Genomic DNA, 21123 nt, shown 5'->3' on the forward strand with positions numbered 1-21123 from the left:
AGATGGCGATCCACCTGGATCGCCTAGAAAGACGAGGATAACCACCAGGGGTTCTCTTTTCATCCCTAGAATGCAAAACAAAAGAAACCCTGTGCCTTTAAAAAGACAGGGTTTCTCAACAATCTGAAGCCGCAAGGAATAATCCTTGCGGCTTCGATATCCATAGTAATGAGTCTTTTCATTACCTCTTTCTTCCCATCAATCCTCTATTCTCCCAAATAACGTTCCTCCAGCACATGCAAATGATGCAGCTCATGCCCCGCGATCGTATAAGCAAGCGCACGCGCCGATATCGTCATATTGTTCGTGGTACCGGTACGCAGCACAGCTTCGTCAGTAAGACCGCGCAGCAGTGTAAGCGTCGCTTGGCGTACGGCTCGGTAGTCTTCGATCAGCTCGGACATCGGCATTGAATCGAAAGTGGAGCCACTCATGAATAGACCCTCATCGAATACTGGCAGAGGGGTCTGATCCCCTCTTGCAATACGCAGCAGCCGATATGCCATGACGCGTTCAGTGTCAGCGATATGGCCTAGCATTTCCTTGATAGACCATTTACCAGGCGCATAACGATAATCTCCCTGCTCCTTCGACAGATTAGCGAATAATTCCGTCGTCTGCTCTAGCTGCTCAGCTAGCATCTCCTGCAGATCCCCTGCTGGCACCTGGCTAATGTAATTTGCAAAAGCTTCCCCATACTCTGACGGAAGTGGCAGTGTTAACATGTTTCCCCACGCTCCTTTTCCAAAAATTATATCATATCCCCCCCATTATGAGGTACTTGCTATGCGGGCAGCTCAAAATTTGCAAGACCAGCTGTAGGGTAATTGGAAACAAAGCATTTATGACTTTTAACGAGTTGATTTAAACTTTAGATAGCTCCCTTTTTACATGTTATAATTACAAAATTCATAGCAAGCTTATCTTTCATATTTTTATTGGGCTCGTCAATCTCTGAGAACTCGATTAATCCATACTTCTCAAATTCTCGTCTTACTGAATTCGAATCATAGTAGAACATTTTGACGCCTTCCATAATCTCAAATCGATCTTTACTCAGTTCTCTGCCTTTGCCATACATGGGAGCCTTTTTTGTAACAGCAGTAAACATCATGTATCCATCGGGTTTTAACTGATTGTAGCAATCTTGAATCAATTTTTCCCGTTCACGACGGTTCAGTAAATGAATCAGGGCGTAGCAGAATATCGCATCATATCGCTTGTTATCAAATGGCATATTCGTCACTGAACCATGATAAATAGTAGCAGTTACCCCGTTTTTCCTAGCTAAATCAATTGCTGTTTTTGATATCTCAATACCTGTCACATACATTCCGTTATCTGAGAATATCTTTGCATTTCTTCCGTAACCAAAACCAGGTATCAATACGTCCTTCACTTTCTTCTCGAGGAAAAAGTCCTTTGCCATAAAAGCAGAGTCGGAAGGTTCCAATCCCCACATCATTTGTTTCTCAATAAAGCTTGCTTCCCAGAATTCTGTCATAGCTTTCTCCTCAGTGATGGTTTCAAATGCGATATAATACAAAAGCATATAATGTATATTGTAGATATCTTATCTCTGTAATTAGATTATAAAAAAACATCTCTGATGAAGTGAGTGTTACTTAACTTCATTAATTGTAAGCATATTGGGTTACTTTAGTAACTTTTTTGTTCTGCAGATGCGCTCTAAAATAGGTTTTGCTTGTGTCATCATATTGAAAAGAAAGAGGACAATTTCAAAAGATATTATAGATCCCATTTGTCTATTATTGTACAGATGCGAAGTACGTAAGTCAATTTTCCCTATTCAACCGCTCCAAAAGAGAATCGAGGATCTAAGTCAAAAAGTGAACACCCCTTTTCCTACTATTGGCCACGCCCTTAGTCATATGTATACGGTTGACACGATGTGGTTCACGGAACCAGATTAGAATTTCGTCGCATCTTGAAATTGAGATACTGCTCACCTTGCTCCTTGTCCACCTTGGCAATCCAACCGACATTAAACTGCGTTAATTATCCCGAAGTGAAATGCATGTCATACCCTGCAACATAGAGCAACGCTGATGATTAGTGAGGCATCACTACATATTCCCATACTCCAGACACATAATAAAAACCGATCCTGGCTCCCTTTACATGGAAGGAGTAGGATCGGTAATATGAATTATTGTTCTCTTATAGCGACATCCGGTATATATGCAAGACATCGGAGCGGCTCAATTTCTTAAAGTTTCCTAAATCACCATATATCATTGCTTTATCCGCCATTAATTCAATCGTTGAATCGTAGATGCCATAATCCGCTAATCTGCTTGGTGCAGAAAGGGATGCAAAGAATTTCCTAAGCTCGGCGATACCTTCTTCAGCAACTTGTTGATCGTTTTTGCCTTCAGGATTGATGTTAAAAACACGTTCTGCGAATTGTTTGAATCGGCCAATGTTGGCATCTAACGTGTACGTCATCCAGTTTGGAAACAAGATAGCAAGACCTCCGCCATGCGGAATATCGTGAACTGCCGATACCGCATGCTCAAGAGAATGAGAAGCCCAATCGCCCGTGGTGCCTATGGCGAGGGTTCCATTTAAGGCCAGCGTGCTGCTAAGCAGACCAGCCAAGTTTTCCCGTATTTCCCAATTGGTAATGACGGAGAGTCCGTTCATTTCCGAGCCGGTGGCGGCAATCGTCAGCACTGTACCCAAAGGCAATGCGTCTCCAGGTACTCCTTTGTGGATAACGATATCCCAGAAATCTCCCTCGTATTTGGCTCCTACCGCGACTGCTTTCGCGTCTTCCTCCTTAATTGTAGCATTGTCTCATTTCTAGCTGCTCAAGAGGGTTCCTATCCCTCGGTTCATAGCCAGCTTATAGTAGTGATGGGCCATTGCGATATCGAATATCGCCATGCCCATAGGATTAAACATGATAGCATCGTTTGGTCTTCGTTGTTTTAGCTCGTTTTCCAGCACAATGTCCACAATGGATTTCGTGTGCTCTTTTTGCAATCCCATTTGTTCATTCATGTGCAGGATATCCGTATTTTCCCGACAAACCTCTTCCCAGTTATCGACTATAATTGATTTCGTGTGATTCAGAATTTCAGGCCTAAAATCCCGTAAGGATACATTCAGAATAAGAGCATTGTCCTTAGGTTTTCGATCTATATAACCAGATTTGGACACCGTGCACGTGATAAATATATCCGAGTTTACATATGCGTCTTCCCAGCTCTTGCAAATCTCCACTTTCCCCTCTAAATGCGAAATTTCCTCTGGTTGAACTCCTGCCACATCGTAAATATATATTTTGCTTAAGCGCTCTCCGAGCAATGAGCATAACATCTTCAAATGAAATTTACCGATCGGGCCAAATCCTACAATGCCTGCTTGAATATTTTCCAGCCGTTTCGTATTTTCATAGTATTTCACGATTAAGCCAGATACGGCTGATGTGCGTATGACGCTTATCAGCGAAGTATTAATTGTCGCTATCGGTACACCCGTCTCAGCGTCGTTCAGGATCGTTACCGAATTTGCCCGAGGCAATCCTTTTTGTATATTATCTGGAAAACTGGCAATCCACTTTATTCCCGCGATCTGAAATGCGCCGCCTGCGTAGGCAGGCATCGCAATGATGCGGTTGGCTTGATTCTGGAATCGCAAATAAGGTTTAATCGGTTGCGAGTATTCCTCATTCGCGATGCAACGAACCGCTCGTTCGATGACATCAATATTGGTATCCCAATCCACGCCGAGATTCAAAATGTCAGTATGATTCAAATACAGCATTAAGTGACCCCTCCCGTCATTTATATGGACTTTGACCGCCAGCTAAGAAGTGATTTTCGAAAGCTTTTTTCCAAATTGCTGGGTGCCGTCCTGCGAGCATAGAACTCCGATTACGCACTCTTCGACCTTAATGAATTCAATTTCAATCTCTACCGCTTTGGCAAAATATGATAGCTCGGATAGCGGGAATAACTCAAACTTGGACTGATCTTGCCGATTAACAGGCTTGTTCCATCGCTATCAATTACCAGTTTGTAATCGCCATCCAGCTCGTACTCTCCGACAACGTCTGTGAAGGCGCTTGGAGATACCTCAATGGCCATTTTTTGGCCCGGATAGTAGTTCGGCCAATGATACTCTTCGGCAATAGCCGAAAGGATATTTCGTATGATCGGTAAACTGTGATCTGTATTTACCATCACAACTGCCCCGTATCCAAGCTTGCTGTAGCCAACAAAGCGGCTGCAGTATCCTTCATTAATACCTTGCTGTCCAAAACGATGATACTCATCCTGTCCGCCTAACGCAAAACCTAGCCCCGTGTATAGATCTCGGTACGGTTTCATCATCTCGTTCACGGAGGAGTTTCTCAGGAACACATCCGACTTGCCGATTATTGCTTCCTGAGAATGGCATGCACGACACATCTTCAAGCAACTGCTGCAATATGAGATACCCGCCGCCTGAATATTGATGCCGCACGCCTGGAAGCAATCTAACCTTCACGTCAGACGTTAAACTCGGAGATTCTCCCCTTAGTAACTAACCTAGAGACGGTATGTCTCCGTTAGCTTTATATCCTGGAAATCCAGGAACATTGACGCCGCCCGTATGGCTGAGCAGCTGCCGGATACTGGACTATCTAAAAACTTCTCCATCGTCTGCTCTTTCGCCCGGTAATATCCGCGAGCCAGTCCAACACCTCCAATATAGAGTTCACCGACCATCCCAAGCGGAAGCACCTGTAGGTTCATTCGGTTGGGCCGTATGTATTGATAATCTCTGCGCAGAAAGAAGGCGACGTTGTCCATGGTCGTAATTTTAATAAATTGATTGGTTCGCCTCCCAAAAACCATCGATTGACAGAGCGGAGCCGCGAAAAATGATGCCCGAGATCCTTTTGATCTTCCTCAGGCACATGCAAGTCGATCAAGGGATATATAAGGCTAGGCGCACAGTTGATCACAGTTACTTGCTCTCGTTCGATCGTTTCAGATATGCCTGCATAATCATTGACGCCTGCTGGAAAAAGAAAAAGGCGTCCACCGGTTAGTAGCGGAGCATACAAGTATTTTTGCGCCAAGTCAAAACTGATTGAAGCAATCAACAGTACACAATCCGATTCGCTAAATATAAATTCGTGCGTGTACCAATGCATTAGATTCACAAAGGCATGAGATTTAATCATGACCCCTTTGTGAGCACTACTACGCACTCTGCATGCTGCATCAAGTAATGGATACGATCTTGCGGATAGGTAGTATCGATTGGGACATCAGCAGCTCCCGCCTTCAAAATCCCCAGAATTCCGATGATCAGTTCAAAAGAGGACTCCATCATAACGCCTACGACAGAATCTTCACCTACGCCATATCTGCGCAAGTGCCAGGCAACCTGGTTTGCCCTTTCATTCAATTCCTTATAAGTAATTTGCCGCCCTTCGCAAACACCGGCAATATGACTTGGAGTACGGGAAACCTGTGCTTCAAAAAGCTCGCTGATCGATTGATGGAATGGATACTCTGTATTCAACTGATTAACGATAAGGAGGATCTGCTTCTCTTCCTCGGAAAATATATCGAAATCGGCCAATGGAACATCCATATGAAATACCGCCTCTTTGTTGTGTGAGAAAATAATCAGCTTTCTTCCTTTGGCCAACCGCCCCACAAATGCCCCATATGACCGTCCGGATCGCGGAAAGTGAAGCCGTACCCGCCCTGTGGCTTGTACACCATTTCGCCGATATCGTTCCCTTTCTTCTTTAACTCCTCGTACACTTCATGAATATTGTCTACCTCCAGCGAGATGATTGGCTGATGCTCTCCACTGCTATTCGTAAAGTCCAGCTTTGGCACCTCTGGGCATCGAATAAGCCCAAGTCCGACTCCCCCGACGTTAAGCCAAGCCTCTTGGTCACCCGGGGAGTATTCGAAAGTGAACGGAATACCGAGTCCCTCATTGTACCACCTAACGGAAACCTCTAGATCACGAACCGGCAATGAAACAACTGCATAGTTTTTTATCTTTATTGCCATCATGTGTATTCCTCCTTGTTAAATATATTGATTTCAAGGCTTCTGCAATCACAATTCCCCATCGGCTTAAAGCTTTGGCGGGGTGCTGAACATGCTATTATGTACCTTTTTACTATTGGAAGCACATAAATATGGCCAAATAATATTTCTCCATCAGTTGGCAAGCCGAGTAATTTGCAATACCAATCTCTTGCGTTCTCAATATTGCTTACTTAATCGATAACTGGAACGAATACATCTACTTTTCCTGGCCATTCAGGATCTTCAAATTGATAAACCTCGAGTGCAAGAGCCTTCGAATTGTTTTCAAATCCATTGTTTGCAAGGTAAGTATGGATTTCTTCATAAGGGTCTTTTTCTGTTCTTGTTGTCGCATAGGAATGAGGCGGAGTTGTAAAACCAATCATGCCTTCAGGGATATCCTCAAGGGCACTTACTTCCATGCAGAAAAAATAAGTGAATAGTACTTCCGATGAGAAGTGTGGACACACATATTCATTTGAATTAATTACGTTTTTGATTTCATGTTTGCGATTCAAGAATGATTCTTTTGTAGCTTCAACTCTCTTTGGGTCATGATTCTGAAAACTAGATGTTACTGGAATGCCGATAAATTTTTTTTCCTGGAGGTGAACAATCTCGACTTGGTTTTGGTTCATATTCATTTCTCCTTTGAAATTATTTCGTAAAGCTTTTGAGCCATCTTGAATCTTGATTCAAATCTATCATACTGAGCAAGTTTCCATCCGGATCCTCAAAATCCATTAAATAAAAATCGCCATTGTCACGGATATCAAACACGTTTACTCCATTGTTCTTCAGATACTCATGAGCAGAGTGGACATCCTCGGTTAAGAAGTTATAGTAAGGTGTGATTAATGCATCTTTGTTCTTAAATGTAACCGGCTGCTTTTCATCTACTTGTATCAGTCCTAATACAGTAGGAGTATGATTCAGTTTCAATGTTGCACCCAATCCCCAATTCACGGTTAGTTGAAATCCTAAGATGCTCTCATACCAGTGAATGGACTCTTCAAGATTTTTGACTGGAATAAAGATACTTCCGATTTCTCTAATAATAGCACCCATCGAAGTCACCTCATCTGATTTGTTGAAAATCTAACAAGTCAGTAATTTAGTTCGCAGTCGTGATTTTCCCAAATATCAAATAGGTTGCCATCCAGATCTTCCAATACAAAGAATTTCCCGTACTTCCCCTCATCGCTAATGTTTCCGACTTTCACGTCTTCTGATTTCAAATAGGTATGTAAAGACCCAATATCATTTGTGAAAAAGGTTATGATCCATCTCTTCTTATTGTTGATTTCGAATACAGCTCTCGTGTCGTTATCACTTTGAATTAAGTCTAATATAGGCCTATTGTACCTAAACAAACTTAAATATCCTTCCCGCTGGTGTCGAATGTTAAATCCAAAGTGTTTCACATACCATTCTGCTGATTTCTCGATGTTAGCCACAGGAATGACATTGTATGCAATGCCAAGGATTTTCCCGTCACTCATCATATTGCCTCCTCTCAGGGTCATTGTCGATTTCCCAAAAATTTAGGTTCTTACAATTTCGACTTTATTCCCCATATTCGTTAGACATGTGCAAGGACTACCTTGAATATCGTTTTCTTGAGGTGTACAATCTCAGTCGAGACGGTCAAGAAGATCATTTCTGAATACTTAAGATTTTTAGGTTCTTCGGCAATTTCATAAAATGTCTCATGTGTTTTACGGCGAACAGCCTTATGGCTCCATTGGAACATGTTAGAATGTGTTGGTGTGCTAATGTGAAGTCTTGTTGGTGGGTTTCTAGAGTTCTCTCCATCGACTTGCCTTGGAAGAGCGAGGGGTGCGAATGCTAGCACGTTACGTGAATACTATGATTTCAGAAGTTAGTGCTCAAAATCATTGGTTTCTGGTTAGTTTAGATATTAAACATAATAGAACATTCGTTCCTAGTTGTAAATATAACAATTGAATTTTATTCGGAAATATCGCGTAGCCTTTGTATTCACGAATTCAAGAGGCTTAAGGCGAATATTGCCGAGAGGCTTTTCCACTTTGCTTCCCAGGGTTATCTGCCTGACTTCACTTCCTTGAAAAACCTAGGGTAAATCAAGCATTTGTTGGGCCCGCAGCGTGAGTACGGTGTTAGAAGATGTCGGCGATCTACTTGGGAGGTCTTCAAAGGTTAACTATTTACCTCTTTAACTCTAAATAATTCATATTATAATCTTCTCCTAAAAAATTCACCTCTCCAGAAAATCCATTAAATCCCCACTCTCCATTCTCGTTAAGAGTAAAGAAGTATTCTCTTTCCCAATCCTTTAACTTCTCATCATCACCATTATATTCTTCCTTAATGCTTAATCTAGTTTGAGTTTGATCATTCACAAAGTAACTCTTATTGATGACCGCATTTGTTATCGATATTCCTTTATGAAAGACAGTTGGGTATAATGTGTTCTGTTGTACATACATATCTGACTCTGGATCGGCATCCATATTATGAGTAAATAATATGGATAGAATAATATCAGCATTGTTTCCAAACTCTTCGGTAAAAGATTTCTCTAATTCCTTATACTCCAGTTTTGATACCTTTTCCCTCAACGCTAAATCAATGATCATTTTTTCTTTCTTCTCAACCATTTCAATGGCAGTCTTCATGTCGAAATCAATTGTTTCTTCTCTTATCGGCTTTATTTGTTCTGATGATCGACAAGCCGATAAAAACAAAATAACTATAATAAGTAAACATAAGTAGAAACTCCTCATCATTAGCTCTCCCCTACAATTGCACCCTTTTTTAATGAAAATAAATTATAGTTATTACTAAGTTCGGCCGTGGTCGCGTATTTCATAAATTATAATTTTCTCTGTAATCAGTCTTTCTCCTCTTTGTTCCACTAATCTGCCGGTTACTTCAATAAAACATCAAACAAAGCAGTTTTATAGATACAAGTATTTGTTGCTTGAAATTTCCCGGGTAAGCGCAGAATTCGCTAAAACAATCCAGCTACTGACAGAATAGCTCAGATTGGTTTACGCCCAGTTATTCTAACGCAATAGTCAATAAAAAGAGTTGGCCGCGGCATCTCCATTCAATAATTCACGCAGTAAACCATTTTACTCATTAAACAAATTATGAATCATATTGCATGCGGGCCGGAACCTGTAACCCCTGCTCCTCTGCGCCCTTGGCAATTCGCAGTAGTCGTATAGCTGTCTTCGTAGCTTTGGAATCAGACGGATTAGCTCCATGTGGAAAAGGAAAAAGTTCATGAAATTCCCCGAGTACTGAAGCAACCTCCGCATAGTGTTTAGCGGCTTCTTGCTGTAATTTGCTGTTATTCGAATTGAAATCAAGTGAATCGCGGTATATAAAAAACGTATTTAACTAAACAATCTTATTGTTAACATAATAAAATTACTGTTAACTTAATGCCGCTTCTCATCACATTTTTCAATTCAGCAACAGTTTTTGTATCAACTGACTTGAGTCTGCTGGAATCTATCTTCATAATAAATTTATTATCTTGTACATTCATTCTCACTCCCTGTCAGAAACGATACCCAAGCTTGCGTGCGACTTTTACATGAGTGGCCTAATCCAGATATTAAAGAATTGGATTGGTGAAAATTACAAAATTTCGAAACGAGAATTAACCGAAACACTCCAGAAATAGATGGAATAAAAACACAATTTGAGACGGATGTCTCATTTTGAATCATAGATCTCAAATTGAATGTCGTGTCCCCACTATCCACTCTGCTATATTCGTCATGACAAAAACGAAGGAGGAGCATGAGTTGGACAGATTATTTACTAAATTCGGGGATTTCATCATTCGACGATCCAAATTCACGATTATCGTGTTCACGATATTGACCGTGTTTTTTGCTTCTGGTCTCCCGAAGCTTGAGATGCAAATGGGCAACAATGTATTCGTCAATGAAGCGTCTGATGTATTCAAACGCACTTCAACCTATCAGGAGCAATTTGGCGGGGAATGCTTACTATAGTTAACGGAACGACAGCAAGCGGATCTGCAAAATTATACGCTCAGTCAATTAACTAAGAATCAACAACAGCTTCCGCGAAAATGGCCAATCTTGCTGAGAAGAATACAGTTGAGCAGCAAAACGCCATCCTGCACGGTATTATTACCAAACATCAAAACGACGCAATTGCGATTTACGCTCAAGGCTTACTCACGCCGCAGCAACAAGCGGCTATGGCTAGTCAGCTACTTCAAGCATTGCCTGCTGTGCAGGATATGAATGACGATTTGCTGCATCAACTCGTGTATTCGGACAAGGGGAAAATTCCTGCTCAACTTTCTCCGATGATCTCCGATAACGGTGAGCATATTATCATCGTACTGAATACGTCCAAAAATACAGACATCATGACCTATGCCCGTATCAATCGGGAAATCAATCAACTTATTGATAATAGTAACTTCGATTCAAAGATTGCCGTTAAAGCAGGAGGCATGCCGATCATTCTGGGCGAAGTGAAGGATGAAGTTATGTCTACCATGGCAATCTTGTTAGGAATCGCCTCGGAATATGTGGTGGAATAGCTCTCGATTGCCCCTAATCCATGAGAACGTGTATACGGGAAATTTGTAGAAATTTCGTTGATGTTTCGCCCTTTTCAGAAAAATTATAGACCTATCGAGTCTTGCAAAAAAAGTAGAACAGTCTTAGGTCCAGCATCCGTTCCAATATTGGTCGAGCTCCTCTAACCGACCATAGACCGATGATAAATTCATCTTGGGTTGTTATATTTTGTTTGGTAAAGAAGCCGGAGCTAAAGGAGAAATGACAAGTGAAAGTTGTATTACGCGTCACGATTTATCTCATCGTTTTTGTCGTTGTCGTGGGAGGGGCAGGAGCGATCGGATTCATCAACACAATGAATAACGGAATGTCGATTTACGATAAAGCAGTCCCCGCCTTAACAAATGTGCAGGTACCGAAATATGATGCCGGCAAACCGACAGTGGCTGTGCTACTGGCGAACGAAGTGACGGAAGTGTTCGACTTTCTCGTCCCGTACGAGATGTTTTCGATGACAGAGGCTTACAATGTATATGGCGTTGCCCCTGACCGCGAAATTAAATCCCTAACCGGGGGACTCGATGTTGTCCCACATTATTCATTTGATGAAATGGACGCGATGCTAGGCAAAAGTCCGGACATTATCGTCATTCCGTTTATGCCGATTTTGGATGATAAGAAATATGCACCTGTCCGGGAATGGATTCGAAAGCACTCGGACGTTAATACGACATTGCTCTCTATTTGCAACGGAGCAGAAAATCTGGCAGATACTGGCTTTCTGAACGGCAAATCAGCCGCGACGCACTGGGGAGACATTAACCGGCTTATCAAAAAATATCCAGACATTCAGTGGGTGAAAGATCAGCGCTACGTTCCGCAGGGCAATATCGTATCTTCTGCCGGTCTGACATCGGGGATCGACGCAACGCTATATGTCATCTCTCAGCAGTTGGGCGATGCTGCTGCGAGAAAAGTAGCGGAAAATATGAATTATCCTTCTTACGATTACGTGACAAATCCGAAAATAAAGCCATTCAATGCCGGGTTGAGTGATATAACGTACGTACTGAATAATGCTTATCAATGGAACAAAGTCAAAGCGGGCGTGCTTCTCTATAACGGTGCAGATGAGCTGGATTTGTCAGCCGCATTTGACACGTATGCCGCTTCCGGTACGACAACCACACTAACGGTTTCCAGCAAGAATGTAGCCATCGTAACGAAACATGGCCTGAACCTGGTCGCGCGTTATCAGACAAAAGACGTGCCGACGCTCGCGAAAATGATTGTCGTCGGTGCCGATGCCGAGTCTGAAGCTGCCGAGGACATCAAACAGTGGAATAACAGCGGCAATAGTGCGAAGCTGATGTTCTTGCATCGTGATATGTCAGGCCGGTTTGCAATGGACTCTGCATTCGAGGATTTGGCAAAACAGGAGGATATCCAGACAGCGAAATTTGCCGCCAAGCGGCTTGAATATCGTGCCACCGACCACCTGAAACTGGAGGGCCGCCCTTTCTCCTTTGAAGCGTTTGGCATACCGATTTTGCTTGGTATCCTGTCTTTGCTTGTCGCTCGGCTCATCGATAAGCGTCTTATCGGCAGGAAAAAAGGATAGCTCGCGCATCGAGTGAAACGGTGCATCCGACAAAGGGCAGCCGGGGCAGGAGGCTGGTTGAAAGTCAGCGTTTCGTACATCTCAACTAGATGGTTCGGTCTAAGCTATATGGGGGTAGTTGGAGCAACTGGGTTTCTTATGAGGGGAATCCGATTTCGGCGGTTGGGAGTAAGTGAAAAAAATAAAGCTTTAGACTGAAAGTGCTGATCGAATGCGGATTTTGGAATAGAGAGACTATAAGTGGCTGATTCAACTACTGGGAAACAATAGTTCAATACAACAGCGGTTAGTCTAGGACTGAACTGCACCCCGTCAAGTAGACAGTACAAATAATGAAAATCAATTAAGCGGCATTAGTCCTAAATTCCATCGGACTGAGGCCGTTTAGTTTTGCTTGTAACCGTTCGTTGTTGTAAAAGAAGTTACGAGCTTACCACAGCTCCTGCTTCAAATGACTGGTAATCACGATTTCACTTTTGACGAGGAGCAGCTTGAGAATCTATTTAAGCAAATGCCTCCTACTCTACTGAAGTCTGTCGTTAGTGCAAATAAGCATTATGCAACGATTCAGTTTAAAGTGAATCAAGATTTGCCATCGGCTCCGAGGTTGGGCAAGCGATTACAGTACCCGGCCTAACCGTTATGATTGGGTTCTTTCATTCAAATTGTTTTACAAATGATATATAATGGAAGGATAAAGAATGAGGGAGGGTGAATAGCATGAAAAAATGGTGGTCATCACATCCCAAACTTTCAAACAGCATGAACTTCATAATAACGGCTTTTTGCTTGTGTTTCGTTCCAATGTACATATTGCCGGATCATGTTTTTTTGGGCTTGGTAATTGGTTGTGCGCTTTCCGTACTGTTGAATAGTATGATCGGTACGAACTGGAGATCTTCGAAGTTTCAATCTTAACGTGTGAACAAGCCGCAGGACTAGGTAATAGTTCGTGCGGCTTTAATATTACGATTTGAATGGATCAAAGCCCATTGGGGTAGTACTCCTAACTCCAAACAACACCTCGCCTTTCGTATTCCATCCGATATTCAACGGCAGCTGCAATTTTGGCACTTGCGAACCTTTCCGTGATCCAAAGTCCTAAATCAATTCCTGAAGTGACTCCTCTTGCAGTGATAATATCCCCTTGATCAACAATTCTGTAACGAAGAAGCTCTGCCCCGTATTCAATGAGTTCATTTTGCGCCAAATCGTGCATCGTCGCCTTTCGACCATTCAATATACCGGAGGCAGCTAGCAGCATACCTCCTGTACAAACTCCAGCAACAATCGTTCCTTCGTTGTGCATCTCGCTAATCAGTTTGGTTAGGGTTCCAAGCTTTGCTTGCTTTCGCGCCCCAAGTTCAGCTTTATGATTCCAGCCACCACCAGGTACAATTAACAGATCAGGACGATTATCCATTCGTAAAAAATAATTTAGTTTAAGCGTAACTCCAAACGAAGTAGTCATTTCTTGTTTTGGTTCACTTGATATGAGGTCAACCGTGAAAGGAGCCCCTTCTTCTATTGCTCTTTTGAGTACCTCAAAAGGTGCGAAAGAGACAAGCTCTCCGAAGCCGTCAAACAATACAATTTGTATTTTCATTTTTGAACACCGTCCATGTTCGGAAAGAATTTTGTATTCTTCTGCCAGTTCGCTGAGTTCCCATGAATAAAGAAAGGTTCCGTATTAATTTTGTATATAATAATCTTGCCCTCTAAAGCCGTTAAATACCGATAGGAGCCCACAAAGACGAAGCCGATTTTGATCAATAACATGTTCGCCATATGCTTTTACAAATCTATTGGCATAGTCAGCGCTTTTCAAGTTGAATTGTAGAGACCATAGCGCCCAGAAGATATCATAATGCCGATCTCCTATCCCGCCATACCCTACATCTATGAAGCCATTCCGTTTATTATCTTGCAGAATTAAGTTCGGCAAGCAATAGTCGCCATGTATGATCACTTTGTCTTCTTCAGCGTATTTATATAGAGACACCATATCTTTATATGCGGATTCTCTACTGGTATATCCCATATAGTGAAGAAGGCTCTTTTCTGCCTTCCCTTCCCTGTAATTGCGCTCTGCCCAGATGAACATATCCTCTAATCCGTTTGTAACAGGGCAATCTGTACGTGCAATTTGATGCAAATGTAGAAGGCTTTCCGCAAATACAACGCATAAATGCTCTGGGTGAGCTATAAATTCATCGCTTGCTGCATGTGAACCGGGAACTCGTTCGGTGACCAAATAATCGTTGATATCATTGGAACTATAGTGTAGTACGCTTGGGCATATGCCTTTATGATGCAAATAGCTCGACATGATGGCTTCACGCTGCATTTGTTCTTTTGGAGTTACTTTTAGGAAGACATCGTGGGATTGATTTTTCATGTGATATACTGATGATCTTGCGGTTTTCTTAACGACTGTCACTTCTGCTTCACTGAAGTAGGCTTGTATCTCGATTGGAAATAGTTCGGTTATAACCCTCACCTCGATTCAACTGACAATATCTCACTTGGCGGTCTGCTCATTCGGGTGTCAGGTCTATAGTATTTGGTTAGCCAGTGGTACAATGACTTTTCATCGAAACCAAGACTTTCATATAACTTCCTCGCATAATTGCCTTTCACAACCCCCAGCTGAACGATGGTATTGCCGCGACGCATGATTTCGTTTACAAGAAATGAAACGAATGGTCTGCCATATCCTTGAGATTGGAGATCATGCCGAACAGAGACATGACTCAGCTCATTGCCATCAATTTGTCCAACCCCTGCGATTTCCTCTTCAACAAGAAGCACGTATATGTTGCTTTTGTTATCGAACATGCGCTTTCGTTCATTTTCATTCGGAGGGAAATAATAGGTTGGAAGCATTCCCAGATTATCATGCAACTTGTAAAAAGCGACCTCGATAAGTACATGACAGGTCTCATAATCATCATCTTCATAAGGTCTAACCGAAATATGCTGTTCAGGAAGATAGCCACCTTCCCGCTCCATGATGTGAGACGACCAACTGATGTAGTAACCATTCTTATATAAAAATTGCAAAGTAGAACGATCGCCATCCATGCATCCACCCATCGAACGTTCTACGATCTTATGTGGGGTGAGCAAGTGGTCTACCTTCGCCATGAGGGCAGTTCCAATCCCCTTCCTTCTGTATTCCTCGCTAACATATATCATTGTCTGTGCTTTTCTCTTAATCCCATCAATGGATAGGAAACCTACTGTTATGCCATTGTAGCGGGCTACAAATATACCATCCGGGAACATTTTCTCGCATCTTAGCAATTCTTTAATCTGTTCATCTCCAAACAACATAGCTCTGATTGAATTTTTATCCCTTTCAGGTTGGTATGGTTCTATTATCAGATCTTCCACGCGTACACTCCCTCTCGTTAGCCAGTTGATTTTAGGGAGTCATATTTTACCACATGTATATGTGTAAGTACTAGTTATTTTTTAACAGTCTTCTACACGAACAATTCGCAATCTCTGTATCCCTACATAAACTGTCGTCACCTTATGGACAGTGATAAAGGGGCTCTCACTCCTCCACCCTTTTCACCTGCTATAATGATGCACTTAGGGGACATTAATTCAACTCGCTTCTCCATTCGTGAAAAAAGGCAGCTGACCCCAAGGAGTCGGCTGCCGCCAATTATCTTTATTGAGTTATCGTCCCGTTAGCCAAATCATTCTTCGAGGCATGCAACAATGATTACTACCGCTTCAGGAAGCTCGTGATTTCTGCGCACAGCTCCTTGTGAAATTGAATTCGATCAAAGCCGGGAGGATCCTGTGATGGCAGAAATGATGGTGAACTCATCGAAGGTGGAAATGGGCTCAAAAAGGAAAAGTGTCCGGCATTTTGCACGGTTCTATACTGAACTTTATTTCGATCAGCAACCCCATTCACAATAATTTGCGCGTGAAAAGCGGGTGTATAGGGGTCTTTTTCGGCGTCAAGCATCAAAATAGGGATATCAACCATGCGTAACGCTTCTTCGGATTGAAACCAAACCGATGCTGGCGCTAGAAGTACGAGCGACTGAATGCGGGAATCTGGTATGACTTCTATGTGTCGCGGTTGCCCATCTGATGACTCATGAGGAAATGAGGTAGGCTCCCCACCTGCCGCTGCCAATGCCGTGTAGCCACCGAGAGAATGACCGATAATCGAAACGTCATTCGGGTTCACTTTCCCAGCAAACCTCTCATTTTCAAAAAACCAGTCGATGGCCATCCGAATGTGACGGGGTCTGTTCGTCAGATTTTGAACCGTACCTTCCCAGCTATTATCATTTCTATTGTTGTATGGATGTTCAGGCATCCCTACGATAAAACCGTGCCGCGCTAAATGCTGAGCTAACATACGATAGGCGAATGGAGTGCTGCCAGTACCGTGAGAGATCAGCACCAACGGGAACGTTCCTGCCAATACCTCTGCATCCTTCGCTAGCTCGATCGAATAGGGTCCTAATTGAACGACATGCTCAGCCGTGCCCGTCGGATACATCACCCACATTGGAAACGTAATGCCCAAAGCCTTATCCGATATTTCGACTTTGCGGAGTCCTGCCTGATTTGGTTTTTTGATTTCATTTATGTCCATATTATGTGTTCCCCCTGAGATAGTAAGATGTAGACTCGATTGGAATGTGAATTCATTTATACTATACGGTAATTCATAATATCGTGTTGAACTATTTTGCGAAGGTACTGTCGGATGTTGTGTCGTCTTGTTTATTCACTTGTCCACGATGTACTGCGCTGCATACGGCTAATGAATTCCCGTCCGGATCAAAAAATCCACTAACTCCATTCATCTCTACATTCCGAGAACGCAACCCTGACATCATCTGCTCCACATTAGCGGAGTAGAAGTCGATTACACTATGGGTTACATTCGTATATGTATTCGTAAAAGCAAGTCGCTGTTCATCTTGATTCTCAACCAAGTATAAGTTTGGAACTCCGAGACGTTCGCCTCCATCCAGATAAAGCATGGCTTCCTCCCAATCTTCGTCCGGTTCTCCAAGAACCTTCATGCCAAAGGTGTCGGTATACCAGGCTATCGCTTTTTTCAAATCCGATACAGGAATTCGATTGTAGCAATGCGTGACAATTGCACGCAGGACTTCTCGTTCGATGTTTTGCCCAAATCCATCATGATTCATGAAATCATCCGTTAATACAAACAGCTCCTTTTTATCTACATAGCTATGTTAACAATACGATCTATGTTAGATAATCATGTTCTACTTCATTGCTACATTCATGTCCGCTTGTACGCCGAGCTCCTTATAGGCAAGCAGAATGGCACCGACTACGGGTGGAAATAGTGGATCAACCAAGCGATATTGCTTAACTGGATGCGCTATAAGCATTTCAGTTAGTTTGCTGCGCATGTAGGAACTGCAGATGACGCTGCCGATTAGCGCGACATCGATGCTGCGTTCAGCGAAGTTGGAGCCGACAAGCTCAACCCCTAATCGGAGCTGCTCTACTGCGCGGTTGCATACGCTTCTTGCTATACTGCTGCCCTGTTCTGCAGCCAGTGTCACATATGGAGCGAATTGCCCAAACTGTTGATCGCGCTTCATCATATCTGGCTCAAATCCCCGCCGAGCAAGAACCTGGAACTGCTCTAAGCTGTTCGTTTTCCAATGCTGCATCATCTCTGCAATCAGTCCTTCATTCGAATCATCTGGGCGACCTGCAAGTACTTCATACACAGCATCATAGGCAAGATGACGTGCTGGCGCTATATGCGTAATGGCGATAATCCAAGTTTCGGGTTCGTGTACGGTATTCATTGATGCCCATAATCATCGTTCCTGTTCCGGCAATGGCAATGATACCTGGTTGATTTTGAAGTGCTCCTGCGTGAGCAACATCGGAGTCATTCAAATGCAGCTTGGGACAATCAAGCCCCGGTAAGTCAGTAAATGCATGAATCCATTCGTCATCTGCTTCTGAGTCATAGCCCGCAAGGCCAGCAACAAGCGCGGCCACAGAGGTTGTATCTCGCCCTCTATCGCAAGCGCATTCTTAATCGTCGCTTTCACATTCTCAGCTGCGTTCTCATCTTTATACTTGGATGCACAGCTGCCTTCCGCATAAGCAAGCTCATTTCCGTTTAGATCACAGATCATAACTCTTGTATTCGTGCCGCCTCCATCAATGCCGACAACAATATTCCGCTCCATCACAGCAATTGCCCCCTAACCAATTATCGAACTCAAACCCATCATCAGTCTATTAGCAGCTATCCCTTAATCGCAAGTCATCCATGAAATTCCATTACGTTTCATATTCTTTAAGGATTTCGATAAACCTTCTTTTCCGGAGCAAGTGCAGCAATCTGTATAAGTAACACATAAAAAAACTCGGATGATAGCCTCTTTTTGTCTCTAGTGGCGATCTTCCGGGTTTCCGCTCCATGTAGAAGAGTTATTGGTAATTAAAAGAGCTCCGGTAGTTGGACATGCTCGAACCTACTGCTACTCGCAAGCTGGTTGTCACTCATGTACCATGACCCGCTCACATAGTCTGGATTAGCTGGTCGTAGTTGATTGATAACAGTAATATGATGGGAAAAAATAGGATTTATTTCTATATTAAAGGAGGAAAACTTATTAATAGGTAGAATATATTCATAAAAGGGGGTGATCATATGAACAAAATAACAAAAATGATGGCTGTTGTTGTGTGCGCTTCTGCGTTCCTCGTGGCGTTGCCAAGCCCGTCCCATGCAGCCTGGTGCGGCGGAAAAACTTTAATCAGAACCGAAACAAACTGCCTCAATGGAAAAACCTACATCACTAAACACTACATGCAAACCTGCAAGTATGACAACGGCCAATCGGAGACCAAAACATGGACAGAGACAGAAACCCGTAGCGGATGTATTGCCCAGAACTAATTCGGTTCACTAACAATTAATTTCATTCTTGTACATAAAGCGGCTCTAAAAATTCGTCCCATACCATGATAATGGTTCAGTTGAGGAATTGTAGAGCCGCTTTATCCTCCCTATTTTCGCACTCTCGCCGTTTCTCCCCTGTGTGAATCTCCTCTACATTTTCCAAGATAATTCCATCGATTTACGCCGTTTCGCGGTTACAAGTTGCTATATTTATACCTGGCAGTACCCACATAGCATCTTGGTTTACCGTCATTTTTCTACACTGATTCTTGTCGCCGCTTTACCATCCTTCTCCGTACGTACCAACTGTAACAGAGCGGCAGCAGGCTGGCAGCGCCGATCCATGCGCCGAAACCAAAGATGTTCAGATATGCCTCCAACGGCTTGGCAGGATCGCCGTCGTCCATAAGTCCCAATCCTAGCGCGGCACCAAGCACCAAGCCCACGTTACGCGTCAATGCAATCATACTCCCGAGCGATCCTGCGTCATCCTTCACCGCATGGCTCATAATGAAGCTGTTATTCGGCGAAGCGATAAGCCCCATCCCCGAACCGATCAAGGCCAGCGTACAAATAATTGCCCACAGCGGCAATACGCCGAATACCCCAGAGAATAGCAGGAACCCGCCTGCCATGGCGCATAATCCAAGTCCCATTAAGTAACGTGATCCAATCCGATCAGATAAGTGCCCTGCGACGGGGCCGATTACAGCCAAGAGCAGCGGATATGCCAGCATGACATAGCCTGTATCCGCCGTGGATACCGAGGTGGTTCCGGAAATATAAAAAGGCATGAGAACCAATGCAATATTGGCCATCAGGAAAGATGCGCAGCTAATGATCAGACCACAGGCTACGGCTGGAATACGGAACGCCGAGAGCGGCAGAAAAGGCTCTTTCTGCCGGGACTGCCACAGCCAGCCCAAAGGACAAACAATTAGCAGGACTGCATACAGTAGAAGCATATTCGGGGATCCCCACCCTATCGCTCCTCCGTTCACAATGGCGTAGATTCCAATACCGATGCTGCACATGAACAAAATGGCTCCAATTACGTCCAATGAGGCTTTTCTCGTCTCTTTCTTCTGATCAGCAGGGATGAAGCGCAGCGCTAACCCGGTTGCCGCGACTGCCACGGGAACATGAATCAGGAACGCCCATTGCCAGCTCAACCATGCCGCGGTGAAGCTGCCTGCAACCGGTCCCGCCATGCCGCCTAGGGCAACAGCGGTGCTCACAAAACCGAGAGCCCGCCCTCTATGTGTGCCCGGCATATGAAACGTGATAATTGCCATATTTGTCGCCTGGAACATTGCTGTACCTGTCGCTTGCACAACTCGCATGAAGAGGAGCACGGTGAGATTCGGCGAGAGCGCAACCAGAACAGAGCTAATTGTGAATAGGGCTATGCCGCAGTTATGGATGCGGCGATGCCCCCAGCGATCGCCTAACTTGCCCATCAAGGGGAGGAGCGACGTAATAGCGAGGAGATATCCGGTCGTCATCCAATGCACTGTCCCAATATCGGACTGGAACACGGAGACGAATCGGGGAAGCGACACATTCACTACCCCGGCGGTAAAGTGAGACAAGAATGCGCTGAGACAAATCGCCGTCATCATCCATGCCCGTTTTCCGTCAGCTGTTCCTAGTCTTTCGTGTGCAGCAACGCTCAACAGTTTTCCCTCCCCTTTAGCGGAAGAGCAGCTTGCCGGGTATCGAATACCGGCCCCAGTTTCGCGCAAATGGTTCTTCCTACATGTCCGTAGCCCTCGATGACAATAAGCTCATTTTTTGCATGCATTCTTATCACCATATCCTGTAAAGTTTATAATTAATATACATTGCGTTATAAAATGCACGCGCTGTATTTTGTGTGCAAAGTATAAAAACCCAGCGAATATCCACTTTTTGTCACAAGTGTCT

Annotated in this window: 25 protein-coding genes and 3 pseudogenes; 5 read left to right on the plus strand and 23 right to left on the minus strand. The window is 43.6% G+C overall.

Annotated features, from left to right (window positions below; translation table 11 throughout):
* Window positions 1-206: 206 nt before the first annotated feature.
* The 14 genes and pseudogenes from M3661_RS24975 to M3661_RS25040 all read right to left on the minus strand — a co-directional run bounded on the left by M3661_RS24975 (window position 207) and on the right by M3661_RS25040 (window position 8842).
* Entirely contained in the window at window positions 207-725 is a 519-nt protein-coding gene (locus tag M3661_RS24975) for a DinB family protein (RefSeq protein ID WP_251489529.1), read from the minus strand.
* A 146-nt stretch (window positions 726-871) separates the two neighbouring features.
* On the minus strand, window positions 872-1504 hold the full coding sequence (locus tag M3661_RS24980; RefSeq protein WP_251489530.1) for a class I SAM-dependent methyltransferase: 633 nt from the start codon (window positions 1502-1504) through the stop codon (window positions 872-874).
* Window positions 1505-2181: 677 nt separating this feature from the next.
* A pseudogene (locus tag M3661_RS24985) lies at window positions 2182-2790 on the minus strand (iron-containing alcohol dehydrogenase); the annotation flags it as partial.
* Window positions 2791-2826: 36 nt separating this feature from the next.
* The gene (sbnB, locus tag M3661_RS24990; protein WP_251489531.1) at window positions 2827-3792 is read right to left on the minus strand and encodes a 2,3-diaminopropionate biosynthesis protein SbnB; all 966 of its coding nucleotides are present in this window, start codon (window positions 3790-3792) and stop codon (window positions 2827-2829) included.
* A gap of 149 nt (window positions 3793-3941) precedes the next feature.
* Entirely contained in the window at window positions 3942-4439 is a 498-nt protein-coding gene (locus M3661_RS24995) for a serine hydrolase domain-containing protein (protein WP_251489532.1), read from the minus strand.
* 120 nt (window positions 4440-4559) lie between these two features.
* Window positions 4560-4739, minus strand: coding sequence for a hypothetical protein (locus tag M3661_RS25000; protein ID WP_251489533.1), 180 nt, complete (start codon window positions 4737-4739; stop codon window positions 4560-4562).
* Window positions 4740-4762: 23 nt separating this feature from the next.
* A complete protein-coding gene (locus tag M3661_RS25005; protein WP_251489534.1) occupies window positions 4763-5200 on the minus strand; it encodes an AMP-binding protein in 438 nt (145 codons plus the stop codon).
* A complete protein-coding gene (locus tag M3661_RS25010) occupies window positions 5197-5616 on the minus strand; it encodes an AMP-binding protein (protein WP_251489535.1) in 420 nt (139 codons plus the stop codon). The genes M3661_RS25005 and M3661_RS25010 overlap by 4 nt, the downstream gene beginning before the upstream one ends.
* 35 nt (window positions 5617-5651) lie before the next feature.
* Window positions 5652-6053 carry a VOC family protein gene (locus M3661_RS25015; RefSeq protein WP_251489536.1) on the minus strand — a complete coding sequence of 134 codons (402 nt, stop codon included), beginning with the start codon at window positions 6051-6053 and terminating at the stop codon, window positions 5652-5654.
* A 110-nt stretch (window positions 6054-6163) separates the two neighbouring features.
* Window positions 6164-6253: pseudogene (locus M3661_RS30865) on the minus strand (VOC family protein); the annotation flags it as partial.
* A 9-nt stretch (window positions 6254-6262) separates the two neighbouring features.
* Window positions 6263-6709: a GyrI-like domain-containing protein gene (locus M3661_RS25025; protein WP_251489537.1), complete on the minus strand. Its 447-nt coding sequence runs from the start codon at window positions 6707-6709 to the stop codon at window positions 6263-6265.
* Between the two features lie 19 nt (window positions 6710-6728).
* Window positions 6729-7139, minus strand: a complete 411-nt coding sequence (locus M3661_RS25030; RefSeq protein WP_065293341.1) for a VOC family protein — start codon at window positions 7137-7139, stop codon at window positions 6729-6731.
* A gap of 38 nt (window positions 7140-7177) precedes the next feature.
* Window positions 7178-7573: a VOC family protein gene (locus M3661_RS25035; protein WP_065293342.1), complete on the minus strand. Its 396-nt coding sequence runs from the start codon at window positions 7571-7573 to the stop codon at window positions 7178-7180.
* 687 nt (window positions 7574-8260) lie between these two features.
* On the minus strand, window positions 8261-8842 hold the full coding sequence (locus tag M3661_RS25040; protein ID WP_251489538.1) for a hypothetical protein: 582 nt from the start codon (window positions 8840-8842) through the stop codon (window positions 8261-8263).
* 758 nt (window positions 8843-9600) lie between these two features.
* On the opposite strand from M3661_RS25040, the gene M3661_RS30870 reads away from it, so the two are divergent.
* From M3661_RS30870 to M3661_RS25055, 4 genes are all read left to right on the plus strand, one after another.
* On the plus strand, window positions 9601-9750 hold the full coding sequence (locus M3661_RS30870) for a TetR-like C-terminal domain-containing protein (RefSeq protein WP_397376556.1): 150 nt from the start codon (window positions 9601-9603) through the stop codon (window positions 9748-9750).
* A 124-nt stretch (window positions 9751-9874) separates the two neighbouring features.
* A complete protein-coding gene (locus tag M3661_RS25045) occupies window positions 9875-10087 on the plus strand; it encodes a hypothetical protein (RefSeq protein WP_251489539.1) in 213 nt (70 codons plus the stop codon).
* Between the two features lie 80 nt (window positions 10088-10167).
* Window positions 10168-10650 (plus strand): hypothetical protein, encoded by a 483-nt coding sequence (locus tag M3661_RS25050; protein WP_251489540.1) that lies wholly within the window; start codon window positions 10168-10170, stop codon window positions 10648-10650.
* 248 nt (window positions 10651-10898) lie between these two features.
* Window positions 10899-12251, plus strand: a complete 1353-nt coding sequence (locus tag M3661_RS25055; RefSeq protein ID WP_251489541.1) for a DJ-1/PfpI family protein — start codon at window positions 10899-10901, stop codon at window positions 12249-12251.
* A 343-nt stretch (window positions 12252-12594) separates the two neighbouring features.
* Here M3661_RS25055 and M3661_RS30875 read toward each other — a convergent pair.
* The 8 genes and pseudogenes from M3661_RS30875 to M3661_RS25090 all read right to left on the minus strand — a co-directional run.
* Window positions 12595-12669: pseudogene (locus M3661_RS30875) on the minus strand (IS3 family transposase); the annotation flags it as partial.
* Between the two features lie 588 nt (window positions 12670-13257).
* Complete coding sequence (locus M3661_RS25060) at window positions 13258-13857, minus strand: DJ-1/PfpI family protein (protein ID WP_251489542.1); 600 nt, start codon at window positions 13855-13857, stop codon at window positions 13258-13260.
* Between the two features lie 84 nt (window positions 13858-13941).
* On the minus strand, window positions 13942-14751 hold the full coding sequence (locus M3661_RS25065) for an aminoglycoside 3'-phosphotransferase (protein WP_311279635.1): 810 nt from the start codon (window positions 14749-14751) through the stop codon (window positions 13942-13944).
* A complete protein-coding gene (locus M3661_RS25070; protein WP_251489544.1) occupies window positions 14748-15647 on the minus strand; it encodes a GNAT family N-acetyltransferase in 900 nt (299 codons plus the stop codon). Before M3661_RS25070 ends, M3661_RS25065 begins: the two co-directional genes overlap by 4 nt.
* Before the next feature lie 343 nt (window positions 15648-15990).
* The gene (locus tag M3661_RS25075; protein WP_251489545.1) at window positions 15991-16881 is read right to left on the minus strand and encodes an alpha/beta hydrolase family protein; all 891 of its coding nucleotides are present in this window, start codon (window positions 16879-16881) and stop codon (window positions 15991-15993) included.
* A 91-nt stretch (window positions 16882-16972) separates the two neighbouring features.
* Window positions 16973-17446 carry a VOC family protein gene (locus M3661_RS25080; RefSeq protein WP_251489546.1) on the minus strand — a complete coding sequence of 158 codons (474 nt, stop codon included), beginning with the start codon at window positions 17444-17446 and terminating at the stop codon, window positions 16973-16975.
* Window positions 17447-17527: 81 nt separating this feature from the next.
* Window positions 17528-18085 carry a hypothetical protein gene (locus M3661_RS25085; protein WP_251489550.1) on the minus strand — a complete coding sequence of 186 codons (558 nt, stop codon included), beginning with the start codon at window positions 18083-18085 and terminating at the stop codon, window positions 17528-17530.
* 90 nt (window positions 18086-18175) lie between these two features.
* The gene (locus tag M3661_RS25090; RefSeq protein ID WP_251489583.1) at window positions 18176-18481 is read right to left on the minus strand and encodes a hypothetical protein; all 306 of its coding nucleotides are present in this window, start codon (window positions 18479-18481) and stop codon (window positions 18176-18178) included.
* A 464-nt stretch (window positions 18482-18945) separates the two neighbouring features.
* Between M3661_RS25090 and M3661_RS25095 the strand changes: the two genes are divergently transcribed.
* Window positions 18946-19194 carry a hypothetical protein gene (locus tag M3661_RS25095; protein ID WP_021255691.1) on the plus strand — a complete coding sequence of 83 codons (249 nt, stop codon included), beginning with the start codon at window positions 18946-18948 and terminating at the stop codon, window positions 19192-19194.
* A gap of 260 nt (window positions 19195-19454) precedes the next feature.
* Here M3661_RS25095 and M3661_RS25100 read toward each other — a convergent pair whose 3' ends face one another.
* Window positions 19455-20873: an MFS transporter gene (locus M3661_RS25100; RefSeq protein WP_083189082.1), complete on the minus strand. Its 1419-nt coding sequence runs from the start codon at window positions 20871-20873 to the stop codon at window positions 19455-19457.
* Between the last annotated feature and the right edge of the window lie 250 nt (window positions 20874-21123).

Source organism: Paenibacillus sp. MER 180, from assembly GCF_023713665.1.
In the GTDB taxonomy this organism is placed as follows: domain Bacteria; phylum Bacillota; class Bacilli; order Paenibacillales; family Paenibacillaceae; genus Paenibacillus_B; species Paenibacillus_B suaedae.